Source organism: Streptomyces swartbergensis, assembly GCF_002148965.1.
Taxonomy (GTDB): Bacteria; Actinomycetota; Actinomycetes; order Streptomycetales; family Streptomycetaceae; genus Streptomyces; species Streptomyces swartbergensis.
Genome location: NZ_NGFN01000055.1, coordinates 1 through 17,158 on the forward strand (window position 1 = coordinate 1; position 17,158 = coordinate 17,158).

10 protein-coding genes, 1 tRNA gene and 2 pseudogenes are annotated in these 17,158 nt (G+C 73.2%); 5 read left to right on the forward strand and 8 right to left on the reverse strand.

Going from position 1 to position 17,158, the window contains the following annotated elements; genetic code table 11:
• A partial coding sequence (locus CA983_RS11925) for a S8/S53 family peptidase (RefSeq protein WP_086600869.1) occupies positions 1-1,395 on the reverse strand: 1,395 nt, incomplete at its 3' end.
• A 178-nt stretch (positions 1,396-1,573) separates the two neighbouring features.
• Between CA983_RS11925 and CA983_RS11930 the strand changes: the two genes are divergently transcribed.
• Positions 1,574-4,141 carry a CHAT domain-containing protein gene (locus tag CA983_RS11930; RefSeq protein WP_086600888.1) on the forward strand — a complete coding sequence of 856 codons (2,568 nt, stop codon included), beginning with the start codon at positions 1,574-1,576 and terminating at the stop codon, positions 4,139-4,141.
• A 42-nt stretch (positions 4,142-4,183) separates the two neighbouring features.
• Here the strand turns inward: CA983_RS11930 and CA983_RS11935 are convergent, their stop codons facing one another.
• A complete protein-coding gene (locus tag CA983_RS11935; RefSeq protein ID WP_086600870.1) occupies positions 4,184-5,911 on the reverse strand; it encodes a LuxR family transcriptional regulator AbsR2 in 1,728 nt (575 codons plus the stop codon).
• A gap of 95 nt (positions 5,912-6,006) precedes the next feature.
• Here CA983_RS11935 and absR1 point away from each other — a divergent pair.
• The 3 genes and pseudogenes from absR1 to CA983_RS48910 all read left to right on the forward strand — a co-directional run bounded on the left by absR1 (position 6,007) and on the right by CA983_RS48910 (position 8,510).
• Positions 6,007-7,097 (forward strand): annotated as a pseudogene (gene absR1 / locus CA983_RS11940) (beta-glucuronidase AbsR1).
• Positions 7,098-7,720: 623 nt separating this feature from the next.
• Positions 7,721-8,017: pseudogene (locus tag CA983_RS48905) on the forward strand (aKG-HExxH-type peptide beta-hydroxylase); the annotation flags it as partial.
• A gap of 94 nt (positions 8,018-8,111) precedes the next feature.
• Positions 8,112-8,510, forward strand: a complete 399-nt coding sequence (locus CA983_RS48910) for a hypothetical protein (RefSeq protein WP_341866663.1) — start codon at positions 8,112-8,114, stop codon at positions 8,508-8,510.
• Between the two features lie 16 nt (positions 8,511-8,526).
• Here the strand turns inward: CA983_RS48910 and CA983_RS11950 are convergent.
• From CA983_RS11950 to CA983_RS11965, 4 genes are all read right to left on the reverse strand, one after another.
• Positions 8,527-8,600 (reverse strand) — tRNA-Pro (locus CA983_RS11950).
• Between the two features lie 586 nt (positions 8,601-9,186).
• The gene (locus CA983_RS11955) at positions 9,187-10,119 is read right to left on the reverse strand and encodes a M28 family metallopeptidase (protein WP_086600871.1); all 933 of its coding nucleotides are present in this window, start codon (positions 10,117-10,119) and stop codon (positions 9,187-9,189) included.
• A gap of 11 nt (positions 10,120-10,130) precedes the next feature.
• Positions 10,131-12,821 carry a gluzincin family metallopeptidase gene (locus CA983_RS11960; protein WP_244206818.1) on the reverse strand — a complete coding sequence of 897 codons (2,691 nt, stop codon included), beginning with the start codon at positions 12,819-12,821 and terminating at the stop codon, positions 10,131-10,133.
• A 291-nt stretch (positions 12,822-13,112) separates the two neighbouring features.
• Complete coding sequence (locus CA983_RS11965; RefSeq protein ID WP_086600873.1) at positions 13,113-14,111, reverse strand: LacI family DNA-binding transcriptional regulator; 999 nt, start codon at positions 14,109-14,111, stop codon at positions 13,113-13,115.
• Positions 14,112-14,233: 122 nt separating this feature from the next.
• On the opposite strand from CA983_RS11965, the gene CA983_RS11970 reads away from it, so the two are divergent.
• Positions 14,234-15,397, forward strand: a complete 1,164-nt coding sequence (locus CA983_RS11970) for a Gfo/Idh/MocA family protein (protein WP_086600874.1) — start codon at positions 14,234-14,236, stop codon at positions 15,395-15,397.
• A 3-nt stretch (positions 15,398-15,400) separates the two neighbouring features.
• Here the strand turns inward: CA983_RS11970 and CA983_RS11975 are convergent, their stop codons facing one another.
• Together CA983_RS11975 and CA983_RS11980 are read right to left on the reverse strand one after the other, a co-directional pair.
• A complete protein-coding gene (locus tag CA983_RS11975) occupies positions 15,401-16,012 on the reverse strand; it encodes a TMEM175 family protein (RefSeq protein ID WP_208636942.1) in 612 nt (203 codons plus the stop codon).
• A gap of 75 nt (positions 16,013-16,087) precedes the next feature.
• Positions 16,088-17,122: a LacI family DNA-binding transcriptional regulator gene (locus CA983_RS11980; RefSeq protein ID WP_086600875.1), complete on the reverse strand. Its 1,035-nt coding sequence runs from the start codon at positions 17,120-17,122 to the stop codon at positions 16,088-16,090.
• Positions 17,123-17,158: the final 36 nt, after the last annotated feature.

Consider the following 17,158-nt stretch of genomic DNA (forward strand, 5'->3'; position numbering starts at 1 on the left):
GCGCCAGGTGGGCGGGCGCAGCGCGGGTACGTGCGCCCCGCGCACTTCCGCGACCCCGGTGCCGGCGGTGAGCAGTTGCCGCCGGGCCGCGCGTGGGTCGGTCTCCTTGTGCGCCGTCATGTGGGCGGCGACCACGCCGGCGGTCACGGGGGTGGCGAAGGAGGTGCCGCTCCACTGCGCGTACCCCTCGAACATCACCTGGTCCGGCTTGGCGGAGGCGTTCTCGTCGCTCAGCACGCCGGTGTGTCGGGGGTGCCGGCAGGTGCAGCCGTAGGTGAAGCCGTAGCGGCAGGTGTCGTAGGTGGAGTGCTGGTAGACGTACGGGACGGGCCTGTCGAAGCCGGTGAGGGCGCTGGTGAGGCGTTCGCCGGGGGCGTAGACCTTCACCCAGGGGCCGTGGTTGGTGAAGCAGGCGCCGGACTCGCCGTTGCTGCGCAGCGCGCCGACCGACAGCAGGGAGTCCTCCCAGCCGGGCAGGTCGGCGTAGGCGGCGGGCCAGAAGGGGGTGACGCTGCCGTTGTTGCCGGCGGCGGCGACCAGCAGGGTGCGCTGCTCGCGCAGTTCCCGCATGAAGTTCTCCACGCCGAGCAGGCCGTCGGTGCGGCCGTTGGAGGTGCCGGCGGAGAGGCTGAGGACGTCGGGCCAGCCGCCGGCGTCAACGGCCTCGAAGAGCTTCTCGCCGAACTCCGACTCCAGGATGGCACCGGCGTCGTTGAGGCTGCCGCGCACGGTGATGTCGGTGTTGGGCGCGACGGAGGCGACGAGCCCGGCGATGAACGTGCCGTGCCCGACGTACTGCTGGAGGATCCCCTGCTCGTCGCACTCCTGCACCTGGGGGTCGCCGTCGGCGTGGGCGAGGAGCGCGCAGGAGCGGTAGTCGTGCGTGAGGCCGGTGTCGACGACGAGGACGCCGACGGCGGTGCCCGGGTCGTACGCCGTGTCCGCCGCCGCCGGGTTGGGCGGCTCGCTCACCGGGACGGGTACGGGTTCGTCACCGGGGCAGGCGTTGACCGCGATGTGCACCACGTGGTTGCGGGCGGCCATCCGGTGCCCGGCCCGCGCCTCGCGCTCGCGCACGGACCGCAGTGCCTGCGCGACGGCACGGTCGGCTCCCCGGCTCCCCTCGCCGGGGTCGCCGACCCGGATGCGGGTGACGCCGCTGCGGTTGGCCCGCGGGCCCGCCCGGCGGACCTGGTCCTGGTCGAGGTCGGGTGCCGCCGTGAAGTGCGCCCGTACGGTGTCCTCGACGATCCGGGCCTCCTCGCCGTCGCGGACGAGGACGACGCCCTTCTCGTACATGAACTCGGCCGAGTCGTCCGGTCCCATCGCCAGGGGGACGTCGGGCATCGAGCGCTGGATCTGGTCGAACTGCTCGTGGAATCGCTGAGGTGCCATGCGGGTCCTCCCACTGGGCGACGGCGTCGGTCGGTGCGGCGAACGGTCGTCGGTGCTCGTCGACAAGAGCCGCCGGGCGGTCATTTGATACAGCGCCGACCCGGTGTGGTGCGGTTCCGGGACCACTACCATCCGAGGAGTGACAGCGGGAAGCGACTCGGTGCGGGAACTGCTGCCGATGGTGTTCGCCGACCCGGGCGAGGCTCACGCGAGGGCCCGGGCACTGCTCGACGCCGATCCCTCCCCGCTGGACGCGTCCGTCGCCCATCAGGTGATCGGCATCTGGCAGCGGGACTTCGGTGATCTGCGGCTCGCGCTGAACCATCTGCGGCGGGCCCGGAAGTGCGCGGCGCGGGCGGACTCGGCCGACCGGGAGGCGGACGTGCTGGCCACCCTGGGCGTGGCGCTGGTGCACGCGGGCCGTACCCGGGAGGGCCTGGCGGCGTTCGAGCGGGGCGTCGCGCGCGGCGTCGGGCACACGCGGGCGCGAGTGCTGTACCGGCGGGCGTATGTGTGGTGGGTGCTCGGTCACCATCGCGAGGCGCTGGAGGACGTGCGCCGGGCGATTCCCGTGCTGCGCCAGGCGCAGGACGTGATCTGGACGGCGCGGGCGCTGACGCTGCGGGCGACCGTGCACCTGGCGTTGGGCGCGGTGGAGCGGGCCGAGGCGGACTTCACCGCTGCCGAGGCGCTGTGGGACACCACCGGCCAGGAGCACGACAAGGCCGACGCGGTGGAGAGCCAGGGGCTCGCCGCGTTCCGGTCCGGTGACGTGCCGGCGGCGCTGCGGCTGCTCGACGAGGCGGAGGAGCGCTACGCCCGGCTGGGCACGCCGACGTTCATGCTGAACATCCGGCGCTGTGAGGTGCTGATGGCGGCCGGGCTGGCCCCCGAGGCGCTGGCCGAGGCGGACGCGGCGATCGGGAAGCTGGACGGGATCGGCGGGCAGTCCACCCGCAAGGCGGAGCTGCTGCTGGCCGCCGCGCGGGCCGCACGGCTGGCCGGGGACCCGCAAACGGCGATCGCCCGTGCCGCCCTGGCGGTACGGCTGTTCGCCGGGCAGCGGCGCACCTGGTGGGAGACGCACGCCCGGCTGGTGCTGATCGAGGCGCGGCACGCGGCCGGGCGCGGTTCGGGGCGGCTGGTCGCCGACGCCGCCGCGGTGGCCGGGAAGCTGGCCGCCTTCGGTGCGCCGGCCGCGCCGGAGGCGTCGCTGCTCGCGGGCCGGATCGCGCTGGGCCTGGGCTGGACGGCGGACGCGGAGCGGCATCTGGCCGTCGCCGCCCGCAGCAGACGCAGCGGCCCGCCGCTGGCGCGGATGACGGGCTGGGCGGCGCAGGCGCTGCGCGCCCGGGCCGCCGGGTCGACCCGGGGCGTCCTGGAGGCGTGCCGGCGCGGCCTGGACGTGCTCGACGACCACCGGATGACGCTGGGCGCCTCGGAGCTGCGGGCCCGCGCCACCGAACAGGGCGCGGAGCTGGCCGCGTTGGCCGGGCGGGCGAGCCTGGTCTCCGGCGGCCCGCGGCGGCTGCTGGTGTGGAGCGAGCGGTGGCGGGCCACCGTGCTGTCCACCCCGCCGACCAGGCCGCCCGCCGACCCGGAACTGCTCAGCGGCATGACGGCCTTCCGCGAGATCGCCTCCCGCGCGGAGGCCGCCCGGATGGAGGGCCGGCCGGTTCCGGCACTGGAGCGTGAACAGCGGCGCCTGGAACGGCAGATCCGCTCCCGGACCCTGCACATGCGCGGCGAGGCCCCCGGGGACGGTGACCGTTTCGACGTCGGCCGGCTGCTGGAGCAACTGGCCGACGAGGTACGGCTGGTGGAACTCGCCGTGCTCGACGGGCGGGTGCAGGTGCTGCTGTGCGGACAGGGGCGGGTGCGCAGGTTCGAGGCCGGGCTGCTGGCCGACGCGGAGACTGAGGCCGAGCACGTGCAGGCGGGGCTGCGGCGGCTGGCGCACCCCGGGGCCGAGGCACGGCTTGCGGTGGTGGAGGCCGCGGGGCGGCGGCTGGAGGAGCTGCTGCTCGGACCGGCCGCGGCGCACCTGGGCGGCGGCCCGGTGGCGATCGTGCCGCCGGGGCGGCTGCACCGGGTGCCGTGGGCGCTGCTGCCGTCGCTGCGGGAACGGGTGCTCAGCGTCTCGCCGTCGGCGGGCAGTTGGCTGCGGGCCCGGGAGACCGCGCCGCCGCCGGACGGCCGCCATGTGCTGGTACGCGGCCCGGGCCTGGCCACGGGCGGCGCCGAGGTGCCCGAACTGGCCGGCCGCTACGCCTGTGCGACCGTCCTGGAGGACGACGAGGCGCGGGTGCCGCGCGTGCTGGAGGAGCTGGACGGGGCCGCGCTGGCGCACATCGCCGCGCACGGCACGTTCCGCGCGGACAGCCCGCTGTTCTCCTCGCTGCGGATGGCCGACGGCCCGATCGTCGTGCACGACTTCGAGCGTCTGGACCGCAGCCCCTACCGGATCATCCTGTCCTGCTGCGACACCGCGCTCCTCGCCTCCGTCGGCGCCGACGAACTGCTCGGCCTGGTCACCGCCCTGCTGCCGCTCGGCACGGCCGGGGTGGTGGCGTGCAGCGCGCCCGTCAACGACGCCGCGGTGGTGCCGCTGATGCTCGCGCTGCACAAGGGCCTCGGGGCCGGCCTGTCCCTGGCGGAGGCGCTGCGCGACGCCCGGGCCGCCCTGCCGGGCGACGCGCTGCACCAGGCCACGGGCTGGGCGTTCTCGGCGTTCGGGGCGGCCTGACCCGTCCCCTGTTCGGGTCAGGCCGCCGGTCCGGGTGCGGCCTCAGGCCGGCTGGGCCTGCGGGACTTCCGTCAGCCAGGGCAGGGCGCCGCGGTCGCTCGCGCCGAGGCGGGCGTAGGCGCTGTACAGGTGGTTACCGACGGTCCGGATCGACAGGGTGAGGCGTTCGGCGATCTGCCGGTTGCTCAGGCCGGCCGCCGCGAGCGTGACGATCTGCCGTTGCCGGGCGGTGAGTTCGCCGAGGACCAGCCCGGACAGGGCGGGTGTGCGGGCGCCCTGGCAGCGCCGGGCCAGGGCGACGGCCCGGGTGCGGGAGTGGCGGGCAGCGCTCGGATCGCGGTGGGCGCGCACGGCCTGGGCGTGCGCCTCCGCGGCGAACAGCGTGAAGCCGCGCCGCTCCAACTCCTCGGCCACCTCGTCCAGGGCCGGGCCGTCGGCACGGGTGAGGGCGTCGGCGTGCCGGGCGAACACGCCGGTCAGCCGGTCGATGACCTTCTCGGGGACGCCGAGCCGGACGGCCTCGTAGGGCTCGGCGAGGGCTTCGAGGTCCAGCTCCTCCCGGCTGTCCACGGGTGCGGAGGCGCGGGTGAGTTCCGCCCGGCACGACGCGTCCCCGGGATCGCCCCGCAGGCCCTCTCTCGCCCAGGCCTCCGCTTCCCTCAACTCGCCCCGCAGCCGGGCGAACCGGGCGCGTACGGCAGCGTACCGGCCGGGCAGCGGGCCGCCCTCGGCGACCAGCCACTCCCCCACCGGAGTGGGCACCGCCCGTACGTCGTCCTGGTTGATCCGGCGGGCCAGCGCGGCCGACTCCRCGTCGAGGGCGGCGGCGTACGCGTCGGGCGTCCGGGACAGCCGGCGCGCCCGCAGCCGGCCCGCCGCGGCCCTGAGCACCGGGCCGTGGAGGGGGTGGGCGAGGCGGACACCGCCCAGGTCGCCGACCTCGATCAGGCCGTCGTTCTCCAGGACTTCGAGGGCTCCGAGGTCGAGGTCGTCCCATGCCGGCGACAGGGGTTCGGCGAAGGCGAGGCGGTCGAGGGTCTCTCGTTCGAGCGGGCGGGTGCGGCCGAGGACCTGGGCGGTGCGTTCGCGGACGGCCGTGGTCAGCGGCACCGGTCCCCGCCACGCCCGTTCGCCGGTGTCCGGCACGGGGGTCAGCTGTCCGCGGACGGCCCCCAGCAGGTCGCGCAGCAGCCGCAGGTCGCCCCGGCTCAGGCGCCGCAACCGGTTGACGGTCAGTGGTTCGAGAGGTCCGGCCCCGGCCGCCGCGAGCAGTTGCGCGGTCTCCTCCTCGGGCAGCCGTTCCAGGGCGAGACGCGGCAGCAGCTCACCGGTCCACAACCGGGAGATCGCACCCGGCACCGGGGTGCCGTCCGTGGCGACGACCAGCAGGCGGGTGCGGCCGTGCACGGCGAGCTGGTGGACCAGGGCGGCGGAGGCGTCGTCTAGCAGCTGGGCGTCGTCCACGACCAGCGTCCGTACGCCCGACAGGAGCTGGACCGCGCGGTGCAGGGTGACCGGCTCCGGCAGCAGATGGGCGAACGCGGCGAAGAGGATGGCCCGGCTCTCGGGCGTACCCGCCGCCCGGGCGCAGTCGGTGCCGCGGATCGCCTCGGTGACGAGGCGGGTCTTGCCGCAGCCCGCCGGGCCCGTCACCACGATGCCGCGGCGTGCGCCGGCCAGGGACCGGCGGACCAGCTCCAGTTCGTCCTCCCGCCCGGCGAACGGCCAGGGCGGCTCCAGCGTCGTCGCGTCCCGCTCGTAAGTCGTCACACATGCATGAGCGCCGCTCCTCACTTCTGATACAGGGCGACTTGAGTAGCCCCCCGACTCAGGCGCCCGGGACCGGCCGCGGGCAGGCTGTGGCCATGACCGCACGCTACTGCTCGCTGGCACAGGCGCCGGCGCCCGCCTTCGCACCGGGGCCGGCAGCCGAGCGGCTGAGCGCGCTCGCGAGCGGGCGGCGGATGTGGGTCAACGGCACGGTCCTGCACTACTGCTTCTTCGACCGTGACACCGACGCGTCCGTCATCCCCGTGCCGGGGACGGGGATGACGCGACGGGTGTCGTGGGCCGGCGCCGAGGAGCAGCGGGACGTGGTGCGCGAGTGCTTCGAGGAGTGGCAGGACCTCGGCATCGGGATCACCTTCGCCGAGGTCGACGACCCCTCGGAGGCCGAACTGCGCATCGGGTTCCAGCTCGGCGCCGGCTCCTGGTCGGCGGTGGGCCGGGACGCGCTGCCGGCCGGCCGGCACGAGCGCACCATGAACTTCGGCTGGGACCTGACCGCGCCCGGGGAGCGCGGGACGGCCCTGCACGAGATCGGGCACGCGCTCGGCATGCTGCACGAGCACCAGAGCCCGTTCGCCGGTCTCCACTGGGACGACGAGGCCGTGTACGCCGATCTGGCGGGCCCGCCCCACCACTGGAGCCGGGAGCGGACGCACTACAACGTCCTGCGCAAGCTCGACCCGGACGAGGTCAACGACTCCGTCTGGGACCCGCATTCGGTCATGGAGTTTCCGTTCCCGTCGAGGCTGGTCCTGGAGCCGGAGCAGTACCGTGCGGGTCTCCACCCGCCCGGCACCCTGTCCGCCGCCGACAAGGAGTTCGTGCTCCGCTGGTATCCGCCGGCACATCCGGAGGGCCCGCCCCGCCCGCGCTGGTGCCGTTCCGCTCGGCACCGCTCGGTCTCGGGCCGGGCGAACAGGCCGACTTCGTCGTCGACCCGCCGGAGACCCGCACGTACACGCTGGGCACCTTCGGCGACAGAGACGCCGTCGTCGTGGTCTTCGAGGAGCGGGACGGGGAACCGCGCTACCTCGCCGGGGAGGACGACGGGGGAACTCCGCACAACGCCACGATCAGCGCCCGGCTCGTCAAGGGCCGCCGCTACGTCGTCCGCGTACGCCTGCACTCCGCCTGGGGTTCCGGCGAGACGGCGGTGATGTGCTGGTGACGGCACGAATCCGCCGCGCGGGCAGCTGAGCCACAGTCCGGCGCCGGGGGAACGGTCGAGGACGTCGCCTCATCGGGGGTGGGTGACGTCCTCGACCACGCCATGCGTCGTCGGCCACGCCGTCCTGAACCGCCGGGGGCGGGCCGCCGGCACCTCCGGCCACGGCCGACGGACTGCGGTCCTCCGCGTAGCCGAAGGGTGTGCGGTGGCCGGGCGCGGCCGCGGGCAGGGGCACGAGGAGGCCGGATGGGCGTACGGAGAGCGAGCGGGGGCGGGCGGCGTGCCGTTCACGGCGTCCCGGCGCTCGCCCTGCTGCTTCCCGCCACCGCCGGGCCGGCCGTCGCGGACACCGGCAGGAGTGATGTCCGGCTGGTGTACTGCCTGGCCGACGAGCACCGGGGCGAGCTCAAGGGACGCGGCACTGCGGCTCGGTGTGGCGCGGCGGCCCGCCGGGACGGGCAGCGGTGTGGAGGCCGTCGAGGTCCCCGGGCGCAAGGGCGGCGTGCTCTCGCTGGACGAGTGGGCCGAGCGGCACCGGAGCGACTTCGAGCGGGTGTGCGACGCGCTGCTGACACCGGATCGCCCTGCTCCTGGACGACGTGGATCCGCTGCGCCTCCCCGGCGTGCCCGAGCGGCCGCTGGGTCTGACGGCGGACGATCTGCGCTGGTGGGAGGCCACGGCCCGGGAGGCCTGCCGGCTGCTGCGGGCCCACCACCCGGAGACCTGCGCCGAACTCGCCGCCGGTCCACGCACCTTGGTGCCCCTCGGCCGGACGGGCAGCTTCAGCGGCAGCAGCGCGGAGGCGTTCGGCTCCATGGCGCTGTCCCGGCCGCGCACCGGTCGCGCTCTCGCCCTGTCCCTCGCCCACGAGTTGCAGCACAGCAAGTTCGCCGCCGTCCTGCACCTCTTCGACCTGTTCGAGCCCGGCGGCGACGAGCGCTACTACGTGCCCTGGCGTCCGGATCCCCGGCCTTTGATCGGCCTTGTTCTACGGGGCGTACGCGCACCTGGGGGTGGCGGAGTTCTGGAACCGGCACCGGGCTGTGGGGCAGGACCCCGAGGAACTCGCGCGGGCGCACGCCCAGTTCGCGCGCTGGCGCGCGGGCGCCCGGGAAGCCACGGAGGTCCTGCTGTCCTCGGGTCGCCTCACGGCACTGGGGCAGCACTTCGCCGAGACGATGCTGCGCACGCTGGACGCCCTGTGCCGGCTCCCGGTACCCGCCGAGGCCGGCCGCCCGAGGCCGGCCGCCGGGGTCTGGCCCTGGCCGCCGAGTACCGCGTGGAGTGGGTGCGCAGGAACGGAGTGCCGGAGGCGCTGCCGATCTGAAGGCCATGGTCACGGGCCGGCCGGCCTGCTCTCGAGCCCGGAACGACCAAGAGGCCGTACCGGAAAGCTCCGGTACGGCCTCTGATCTGCTGCCTCACACGTCGGGACGACAGGATTTGAACCTGCGACCCCTTGACCCCCAGTCAAGTGCGCTACCAAGCTGCGCCACGTCCCGATGCGGGCTCGCGCGGGTGAACCGCGTGATCGCGCAGGTCAACCCTACCGCATCCACACACCGGGCCCTCGTGGGCGTCGAGCGGCGGGTGACCGGCGGGGTGCGGAGGGAGGATCGCGTACGCGCCGAGGGGTTTCTCGCCGGCCTCCACGGCGCCCTCGTCACATCCCCCGCGCTGACGGCCGAGATGTGCGCCGGTCCAGCCGGCGAGGCCCGCTGTCGACACGGCGACGGCGAGGACGGCCCACCAGGGCAGGTCCGCCTTGGTCGCGTGTCCGGCACAGGACGCGATGGCGAGGAGCCCCGTGACGGCACCTCCGGTCGCTTCGGCTCGCCGGACACGCCGGTCCCGCGCGTCATCCACCCGTTGCTCCCCCTTCGCCCTAGGATGCCCGCAAGCCTCAACTCGTGGGCATATGCCGCAAACAATACGCTAAGTCGACGGGTACCCCTGACCAGGGGCATAGAGGTCGAGACGGACACCACGGGCAGACTCCCCGCTCAGTGGGCGCCGATGAACTCCCGCCCGGCACCTGTCGAGGCCGTCGAAAAGATCGCCACACCCTGGCAGCGGCCGGCACACCGGTCAGGCCAGCAGGGTCGCCAGGGTGAGCCTCGTGACGTCGGCGAGGTAGCCGTAGTCGAGCGTCTCGGGCGTGTCGGACGTCCGGTGGTAGTGCGGGTTCCCCTCCCCCTCGTACGCACCGATCGTCACGTCGCCCCGTGCCTCGAACGGCATGTAGTCGCTGGAGTAGATGGGGCCGAGCCGGACCGGCAGCGCCGTGTGGTCCGCGGCCGCCCGCGCCATCACCTCGGCGAAGGCCTGCGACGCGGCATCATTGCCCGGTACGGAGTTCCCCAGGTCGCGTTCCACCGTCACGGAGCCGTCCGCCGGCGGTCTGCCCACCATGTCGAGGTTCACGACCTGGTGGGCCCCGTCCCCCGCCGCGTGCAGCGCCTCGGCGTACGCCGAGGATCCCCACAGCCCCTGCTCCTCGCCGGAGAACGCCACGAAACGGATCGTCGAAGGCAGCGGAACAGTCGCCAGAAGGCGCGCGATCTCGATGATCGCGGCCACCCCGCCGGCGTTGTCGTCGGCGCCCGGCGCGCGTGCCGTCGCGTCGTGCGGGTCCTCCATGCGGCAGTCATAGTGGGCGCACAGCAGGACCACGGGGCTGCCGGGTTCCGTGCCGGGCTTGGTGCAGATGACGTTGTCGGCGCTGTGACCGGCGTTGGTCCATGTGCGCCGGACCACGTCCGGGTACCCGGCCGCGGTCAGCCGGTTCACAATCTCCTCGGCGGCGGGGCCGATGAGGGGCGAGAAGGTGTGCCGCGTATGAAAGGCGGCCAGTTCCTCGACCGTGTTCCGCAGCGCATCCGCCGACACCGAATCGACGGGTGGGCCGGTGGACCTCCACCGCGCTGAGCCTGCCTTCTCGCGTCCCGTCGGCACGAAGCGTTCGGCGGGACTGGGCGGGTATCCCTTCTCGGGAGGCGCGAGGGGTAGATCACGTCCCATGGCAGGCCTCCTCAGCCGGTGTTGAGGGCGGGCTGGCAGTAGGCACAGCCGTTGTAGCCGCGCGCGAGCGCGTCCTCGGCGCGCAGGAAGGGCACCTTGCTGCCGGCACCGAGCCTGGGCCAGTGCGGGCAGGTGGAGATGTGCAGTTCGCCGCTGCGCGGGTTGCCGAAGAAGAAGTCCTCCAGCTCCTTCACGGCCGTGATCTGGATGGTCATCCGCCCCGCGATCAGCCCGTCCTGGTACTGGGTGGCCACGAACGGATAGAGGCGGAGGTGCTCCGCGTGGTGGGAGAAGTCGATCACGATGTCGGCCGCCACCCGGTCGTCGGGGTCCAGCGTGAACCCGTCGACCACGGCCGTTCCGCCGCCGGGCATCTCCAGCGTGGAGCGCACCGAGCCCGCCTCGGTCACGGTGAGGCCGGTCAGCTCCGCGTCGTGGGTGATGCGGCTCAGCGTGCGGATCGAGACCTGCGTGTCGTCCGGCAGGGCGGTCGCGTCCAGGTGCCAGGAACCGGTGGTGCGGGCAAGGCCGCCTCGCAGCGTGATCGTCATGTGCGTCTTGCCGCCCGGTGCGGCCAGCTGCGGCGCCACGTTCCGCTGAGCCACGTTGTTGTCGAACCGGATCAGGTGACCGTGCGGCACCGGTCCGTTGAGGGTAGCGGTGACGGCGGGGTCGGGGGCCCCGTGCACGACGGCGACCAGGCATTCGTGGTCGACGATCTGCGGGGTCCACACGAACGGCCCCACCCGCACCGATCCGCCCGCCGGGATCGGCTGGTTGATCACCAGAGTGCCCAGCGGCTGGAAGTGCGTCGACCACAGCATCCCCGTGCCCGGATCGCACCGGAACGCCTCCACTTGGAACGCTCCGCTCGCGGCTGCCTGGGTCCCTCGGTTGTGCACCCGCACATAGAGGTAGTTGGGCCGGTTGTTGATGGGCGGCTCGTGTCCGAGCTCGGGATTGTCACCTGTGCTGATGTCGTTGTTGCGGACCCAGATGTCCGGCGACGTCCAGAACGGGGCGCTGCTCGGCACGGTGCCGAGGTCCGCGGGGTTGTCGCCGATGTAGACGTCCACCGGCCGCGGCGCCCAGAGGCCCTGGCTCACGAAGGCCTCGTCCATCACCTTGCTGTAGAGGCCGCCGGTGAGCGCGGAGTCGGCTGTGATGCAGCCCCTGGCCATGCTCACGGCGTGGCGCGCAGCCGTTGAGCTGTCCTCCGGCACGATGAGCAGCATCTCCAGCATCGTCCTGTTGATCGCGTCGGCCGCCGCGATCCGCACGGCGGGATCGGGTGAGTCGCCCCCCATGCCCAGATAGCACCGCCACAGTGCCGTGCCGAGCATCGAGTTGCGCAGGTTGACGCCGAAGCCGTTGAACGCCGGGTCGTCGAATCGCTCGGTGAGGTCGAGCCGTCGCTCGGTGCTCCACTGGTCCGTCGCGTTGTTGTCGAAGGGGAACGTCTCGGTGCGCCGGTGCCCGTTGGGGTTGAACCTGTCGCGGTAGATCGCGGGCAGCGCGTCGCAGACGCTGTGCTCGTACGAGCCGGAGCCGCCGTGCTGGGCGCCGAGCCAGTCGAACACGCCGTGGGCGTACTCGTGGGCGATGACCCCGAGGTCGCCCGCGTCGGGTGCCCCGCCCTCGCCGAAGCGGATCCGCGGGGGTGTCAGCGTGCCGTGCCACTCGCTCTGGTCGGCGCCGTCATAGGCCTGGGCGTCGACCTCGACCTTGACCATGTTGGTGTTGAGCGTCGTGTTGCCCAGGCTGCGCAGGTAGCGCGCGAAGGAGTCGAGCCAGTAGTAGGCGTTCGCGCTCAGGAAGGCGCGGTCGGCGGGGTAGGGCTGGTAGCTGAAGTCCGGTGATGTCTCCTCCGGTTGAGGGAAGGCCGGGGTGTCCCAGTCGGTACACCTGATCCAGTCCCCGTCGAGCCGGAACCTGCCCCCGACGGCCGGAGCGACCTCCGTCTGGACGTTGCGGCAGGAGGCGTCGAGGGTGGCCGTGCTGGAACCGCCGTGCACGGTGGCGTCGTCGGACTCGGTAACGGGGTCGGGCATGAAGACTCTGAGGCCGGCCGTCACGTATTTCCCCGCGAGGGCGAGCCAGAGCAGTTTTCCGGAGACGGCGTCCATGACGACACGGAAATGTTCGAAGGGGCCGGTGGTCTCGACGAGCAGATCGTGGACGAGATGGAGGGCGCCGTCGGGCTTCCGGCCCTTTTTCAGCAGGGCGATCGACGCCGTGGGATAGTCCGTTTCCGGCAACGGGGGCCTGGCCGTGTCCCGCAGGTACACCAGCTCGTCCCTGATGACGCCGGCGGATTCGAAATCGCCCTGGAACGGCGCGAGGGCGCTCTTCCGCACTGCGTCGAGCGGCTGGGCGGTGCCGGGGTCGGGGGCATCCGCGACATCGATCTCCGCCGTGTGGTCGACCTGGATGACCGCGGCCTGTTTCACGTCGGCCACGGCCTGAACGGTGGCTCCCACGATCGGGAGGTCGTGGTGGAACTGCTGGTAGCGCACGCGTAGCGTGGCCGCGCCTTCGGCGGAATCCACCTCGCGCAGGTCGATGCGGTCGGTCTTGAGGTCCTGGGACCGTGCCCTCATGAAACGGTCGATGGCCTTTCTCGCCGTCGGCGCGCGGGTCAGGGTCGCTCCGGGATCCACGTACGTGCGCAGAACACCGTCGGCATCCGCGTGTTCACCCACTTCCGGGACCATCCTCAGCGGTTGGCCGGCCTCTGGGCCCGGCATGTTCCTCTGCTGTTCGCCCGCGTGCGAATCCATGAGATGCCTCCTCCAGCGAACGTGGAGGGAGAGAGAAGAAAACGCCAAGCCACCTTGGCACTCTCGGATTTGGGGTGTTGGCAAAAATTCTAGTCCCGCGCAACAAGAGCGGCGACTTGGGAAAAACGCCGGAAGCAATCTCCTTGGCGTTCGCCTGGTTGACGACTTGACAGTGGAGAGCGAAAAAGCGGACCGCTCAACGATCGGGCAGAGTCAGAACGGCCGCGCCGTCGTCCCCCGGATCTCCAGCGTCGGCGCCGCCAGATGCACCCGCCCCTCTCCCCCGGGCCGCTCGAACCGGTCGAGGAGGAAGCGGGCGGCGCGGCGGCCGACCTCGTGACCGGCGTTGTCGACGGTGGTGAGCCACAGGTGGCGCAGCCGGGAAATGCTCGTGTTGTCGTAGCCGACGACGGACACGTCGTGCGGGACGCGCAGGCCCAGTTCCTCCGCCGCGGAGAGGGCGCCGACGCAGGTGATGTCGTTGACGGCGAAGACGGCGGTGGGGCGGTCGGGCCGGCTGAGGAGGCGGACGGTGGCGCGGTAGCCGCCCTCCTCGGTCATGTCGCCGGTCTCGACGACGGCCCGGTCCGCCAGGCCGTGCGCCCGCATCGTCGCCTCGAAGCTGCGGCGACGCAGTTCGCCGACGGCTCCGTAGCCCGCGAGGTGCGCGATGCGGCGGTGGCCGAGGCCGATGAGGTGCTCGGTGACCAGCCGGGCGCCCTGCTCGTCGTCGCCGGCGACCTGGTCCACCCCGGGCGGCACGGGCTCGCGGGCGCCCGCCAGGACCACCGGCATCCGCTCGGCGACCGCGCCGAGGGCCGCCGGGCCGGGCAAGGTCCCGACCACGACCAGGCCGTCGACGCGGAGGTCCAGGAGCGGATCGGCCGGGTCCTGGCCGGTGCGGCGGTTGAGGCGGGCGTCGGCGAGCAGCGTCTGCAGGCCGCCCGCGTGCAGGAGGGAGTTGAGGCCGTCGAGGAGCTCGACGAACCACGGGTTGCGCAGGTCGTTCAGCAGGACACCGACCGTGCGGGTGCGCTGCTCGCTGAGGCTGCGCGCGGCGGCGTTGGGCCGGTAGCCGAGCTCCCGGGCGGCGCGCAGGACGGCCTCGCGCTTCTCGGGGCGTACCTGGTCGGAGCCGCGCAGCACCAGGGAGACCAGCGACTTGGAGACGCCGGCCCGTTCGGCAACGTCGCGGATCGTCGGCGGTCTCATGGGATGGACCGTTCCATGCGGGTCATCGCCTTGTCAAAGGACCGGCAGAGGGTTGACAGCTGCGGGAAACCGCGCCCAGGGTGGGCCGGACAGGTTCTGGAACGGTCCAAAAAGGGGCTCTCATGGTGCACACGCTCGGCGTCGCCGTCGTCGGTTTCGGCTGGATGGGGCGGGTGCACACCCAGGCGTACGCGCGCGTGCGGCACCACTATCCGCAGCTGACCCTCGTTCCGGAACTGGTCACGGTCGCCGAGGAGGTGCCGGGACGGGCCGAGGAGGCCGCCGCGCAGTTCGGGTTCGCGTCGACCACGCGTGACTGGCGCGAGGTGGCCGCCGACCCCCGGGTGCAGGCGGTCAGCATCACCGCGCCGAACTTCCTGCACCGCGAGATCGGCGTCGCCATGGCCGAGGCGGGCAAGCACATCTGGATCGAGAAGCCGGTGGGTCTGACCGCCGAGGACGCCCGTGCGGTGGCGGACGCGGTGGCCCGGGCGGGCGTGCAGGGCACCGTCGGCTTCAACTACCGCAACGCGCCCGCCGTCGAGGCGGCCCGCGAGCTGATCGCCTCGGGGGAGATCGGCACGGTCACGCATGTCCGGATCCGGCTGTTCAGCGACTACGCGGCCCATCCCGAGGGCGCGCTGACGTGGCGGTACGAGCGGGAGCGGGGCGGCAGCGGCGTGCTGGGCGACCTGGCCTCGCACGGGGCCGACCTGGCCCGGTACCTGCTCGGTGACATCGCGTCCCTCACGGCCGACACGGCGATCTTCCTGCCGGAGCGGGCCCGTCCGACCGGGGCGACGGCGGGCCACAGCCGCGCCTCCGGCGGCGAACTCGGCCCGGTCGAGAACGAGGACTACGTCAGCTGCCTGCTGCGCTTCGCCTCCGGGGCGCGCGGTGTGCTGGAGGCCTGCCGGGTCTCGGTCGGCGAGCAGAACAACTACGGCTTCGAGGTGCACGGCACCAAGGGCGCGGTGTTCTGGGACTTCCGCCGCATGAACGAGTTGGGGGTCAGCCGCGGCACGTCCTACCAGGACCAGGCCGTGACCACGGTGTACGTCGGCCCGGGCCACGGTGAGTTCGCCGCGTTCCAGCCGGGCGCGGCGAACGCCATGGGGTACGACGACCTGAAGGTCGTCGAGGCGTACCGCTTCCTCCGGTCGGTCGCCGAGGGCACCCCGCACGGGGCGACCCTCGCGGACGCCGTGCACAGTGCGGCCGCGCTGGACGCGATGGCGCGGTCGGCGTCGAGCGGTGCCTGGGCGGACGTGGCCGCGGGGGCGTGACGTTCAGCCCGCCTTCTGGAGGCGGCGGCCGAGGACGAACCTCACCGGTACGAGGACGAGCCACAACCACATGGCCGCGGCCCCGGCCACCAGGGCCAGCGGGACGGTCACGGCGAACACCAGCACCAGCGTGGCGCTCTCGAGGAGGTAGGGCGTGCTGCCGGTGTCGGAGGGGGTGCCGTCGCGCAGCCAGGGGCGCTTCGCCAGGACGGCGGCCAGCGCCAGATGGCAGGCGCCGAGCGCGGCGACCGCCGCCGCGTAGACGGCGACCGACACGGGCACGTCTCCGTACTCCGCGAGCAGCCTGGTCGGGAAGGGCACCAGGGCCGCGACACCCAGGCCGGTGAGGGACAGGATGATCACGTGTCCGTCGACCTCCCGTACGTCACGGAAGATCCTGCGGTGGTCGCGCCAGAAACTGCCGAGCACCGCGACGCTGAGCGCGTAGGCCCCGAGGTCCGGGAGCAGCCGGTGCAGGGCTTCGCGATACTCGTCCGCGTCCAGGCCGCGCGGGACGTAGAGGTCCAGGACCAGCAGCGTGATGGCGATGGCGAACACGCCGTCGGCGAGCGTCAGCAACCGGTCCGGCCCGCCGTCCGGGCGCGATGTCCACATGTGGACGACGGTAGGGGCCGTGGCGCACGGCGTTCCGGATACACGCCGGGGTCCCGTTCGTGACACCGCCCCGGCTCACACGGCCGTCGCCTGCGGCGGCATGTTGTAGGGCGTCACCACCTGGATCGCCGACGGCAGCGACGGCCCGGCCGGCGGCAGCGCGCCGTGTGCCCGCATGACCGTGTGGCAGGCCTCGCGCACGTCCTGGCGCAGGTCGTGGTGGAGCACGGCGGACAGGCGGTGCGCGCGCAGCAGCCGGGTGTTGTCGTGGTCGAGGTCGTGCGCGACGAACACGGCGCACTCGCGGCCGAGGTCGTCGAAGGCCTTCAGCGTGGCGATGTTGCCGCCGCCGATCGAGTACACCGCGCGGATGTCCGGGTCGCGTTCCAGCGCGGCCCGGACGAGGTCGTACTGGGTGGCGTCCAGCCCCTGTCCCTCGGCGATCTCGACCAGCGTGCGCTCGGGGTGCCGGGCGCGCATGGCGCTGCGGAAGCCCATCTCGCGCTCCTCCTCGTTGCGGAAGAAACCGCTGCTGAGGCTGGTCAGGATGTTGCCCGGACGCTCTCCCAGCCACTGGCCCATCAGATACGCGGCCGTCGCGCCCGCCGCCCGGTCGTCGATGCCGACGTAGGCGAGCCGGGCGCTGGCCGGCAGGTCGGTCACCAGGGTCACGACCGGGATGCCGGCGGCTTCGAGACGGCTGACGGCGGCGGTGACCTCAGGGACGTCCGGGGCCTTGAGGATCACGCCCTGCGAGCCGCGCCGGGCGATCCGGTCCAGGATCCGCACCAGTTCCCCGACCGGGCCCGTCTCGCGGAAGTGGAAGCGGGAGCGCAGCACCGCCGGGTGCAGGGACGGCAGCTCGGCCTCCAGGGCGGCGCGGATCGCGGTGGTGAAGCGCTCGGGCGCCTGCATCACGATGTCGACCATAAAAGTCCGGCCGACGAGCCGGACCTGGGTGCGCTGCCGGTCCAGGTCGGCTATCGCCCGGTGCACCTCCTGCGCGGTGCTCTCCCGGACCCCGCCCCGGCCGTTGAGGACGCGGTCGACGGTCGCCTCGCTCAGGCCCGCCTGACGTGCGATCTCCCGGATCGGGAAGGGGTGGCCCATGCGCCGGCTCCTTGAGGGGTTTTTGATGGTTGCCTG

Bases quoted from the DNA above. Each gene is read 5' to 3' on its own strand.
- CA983_RS11930 (WP_086600888.1), top strand. From the start codon at position 1,574: ATGGTGTTCGCCGACCCGGGCGAGGCTCACGCGAGGGCCCGGGCACTG.
- CA983_RS11955 (WP_086600871.1), bottom strand. From the start codon at position 10,119: ATGGGACGTGATCTACCCCTCGCGCCTCCCGAGAAGGGATACCCGCCC.
- CA983_RS11965 (WP_086600873.1), bottom strand. From the start codon at position 14,111: ATGAGACCGCCGACGATCCGCGACGTTGCCGAACGGGCCGGCGTCTCC.
- CA983_RS11970 (WP_086600874.1), top strand. From the start codon at position 14,234: ATGGTGCACACGCTCGGCGTCGCCGTCGTCGGTTTCGGCTGGATGGGG.
- CA983_RS11975 (WP_208636942.1), bottom strand. From the start codon at position 16,012: ATGTGGACATCGCGCCCGGACGGCGGGCCGGACCGGTTGCTGACGCTC.
- CA983_RS11980 (WP_086600875.1), bottom strand. From the start codon at position 17,122: ATGGGCCACCCCTTCCCGATCCGGGAGATCGCACGTCAGGCGGGCCTG.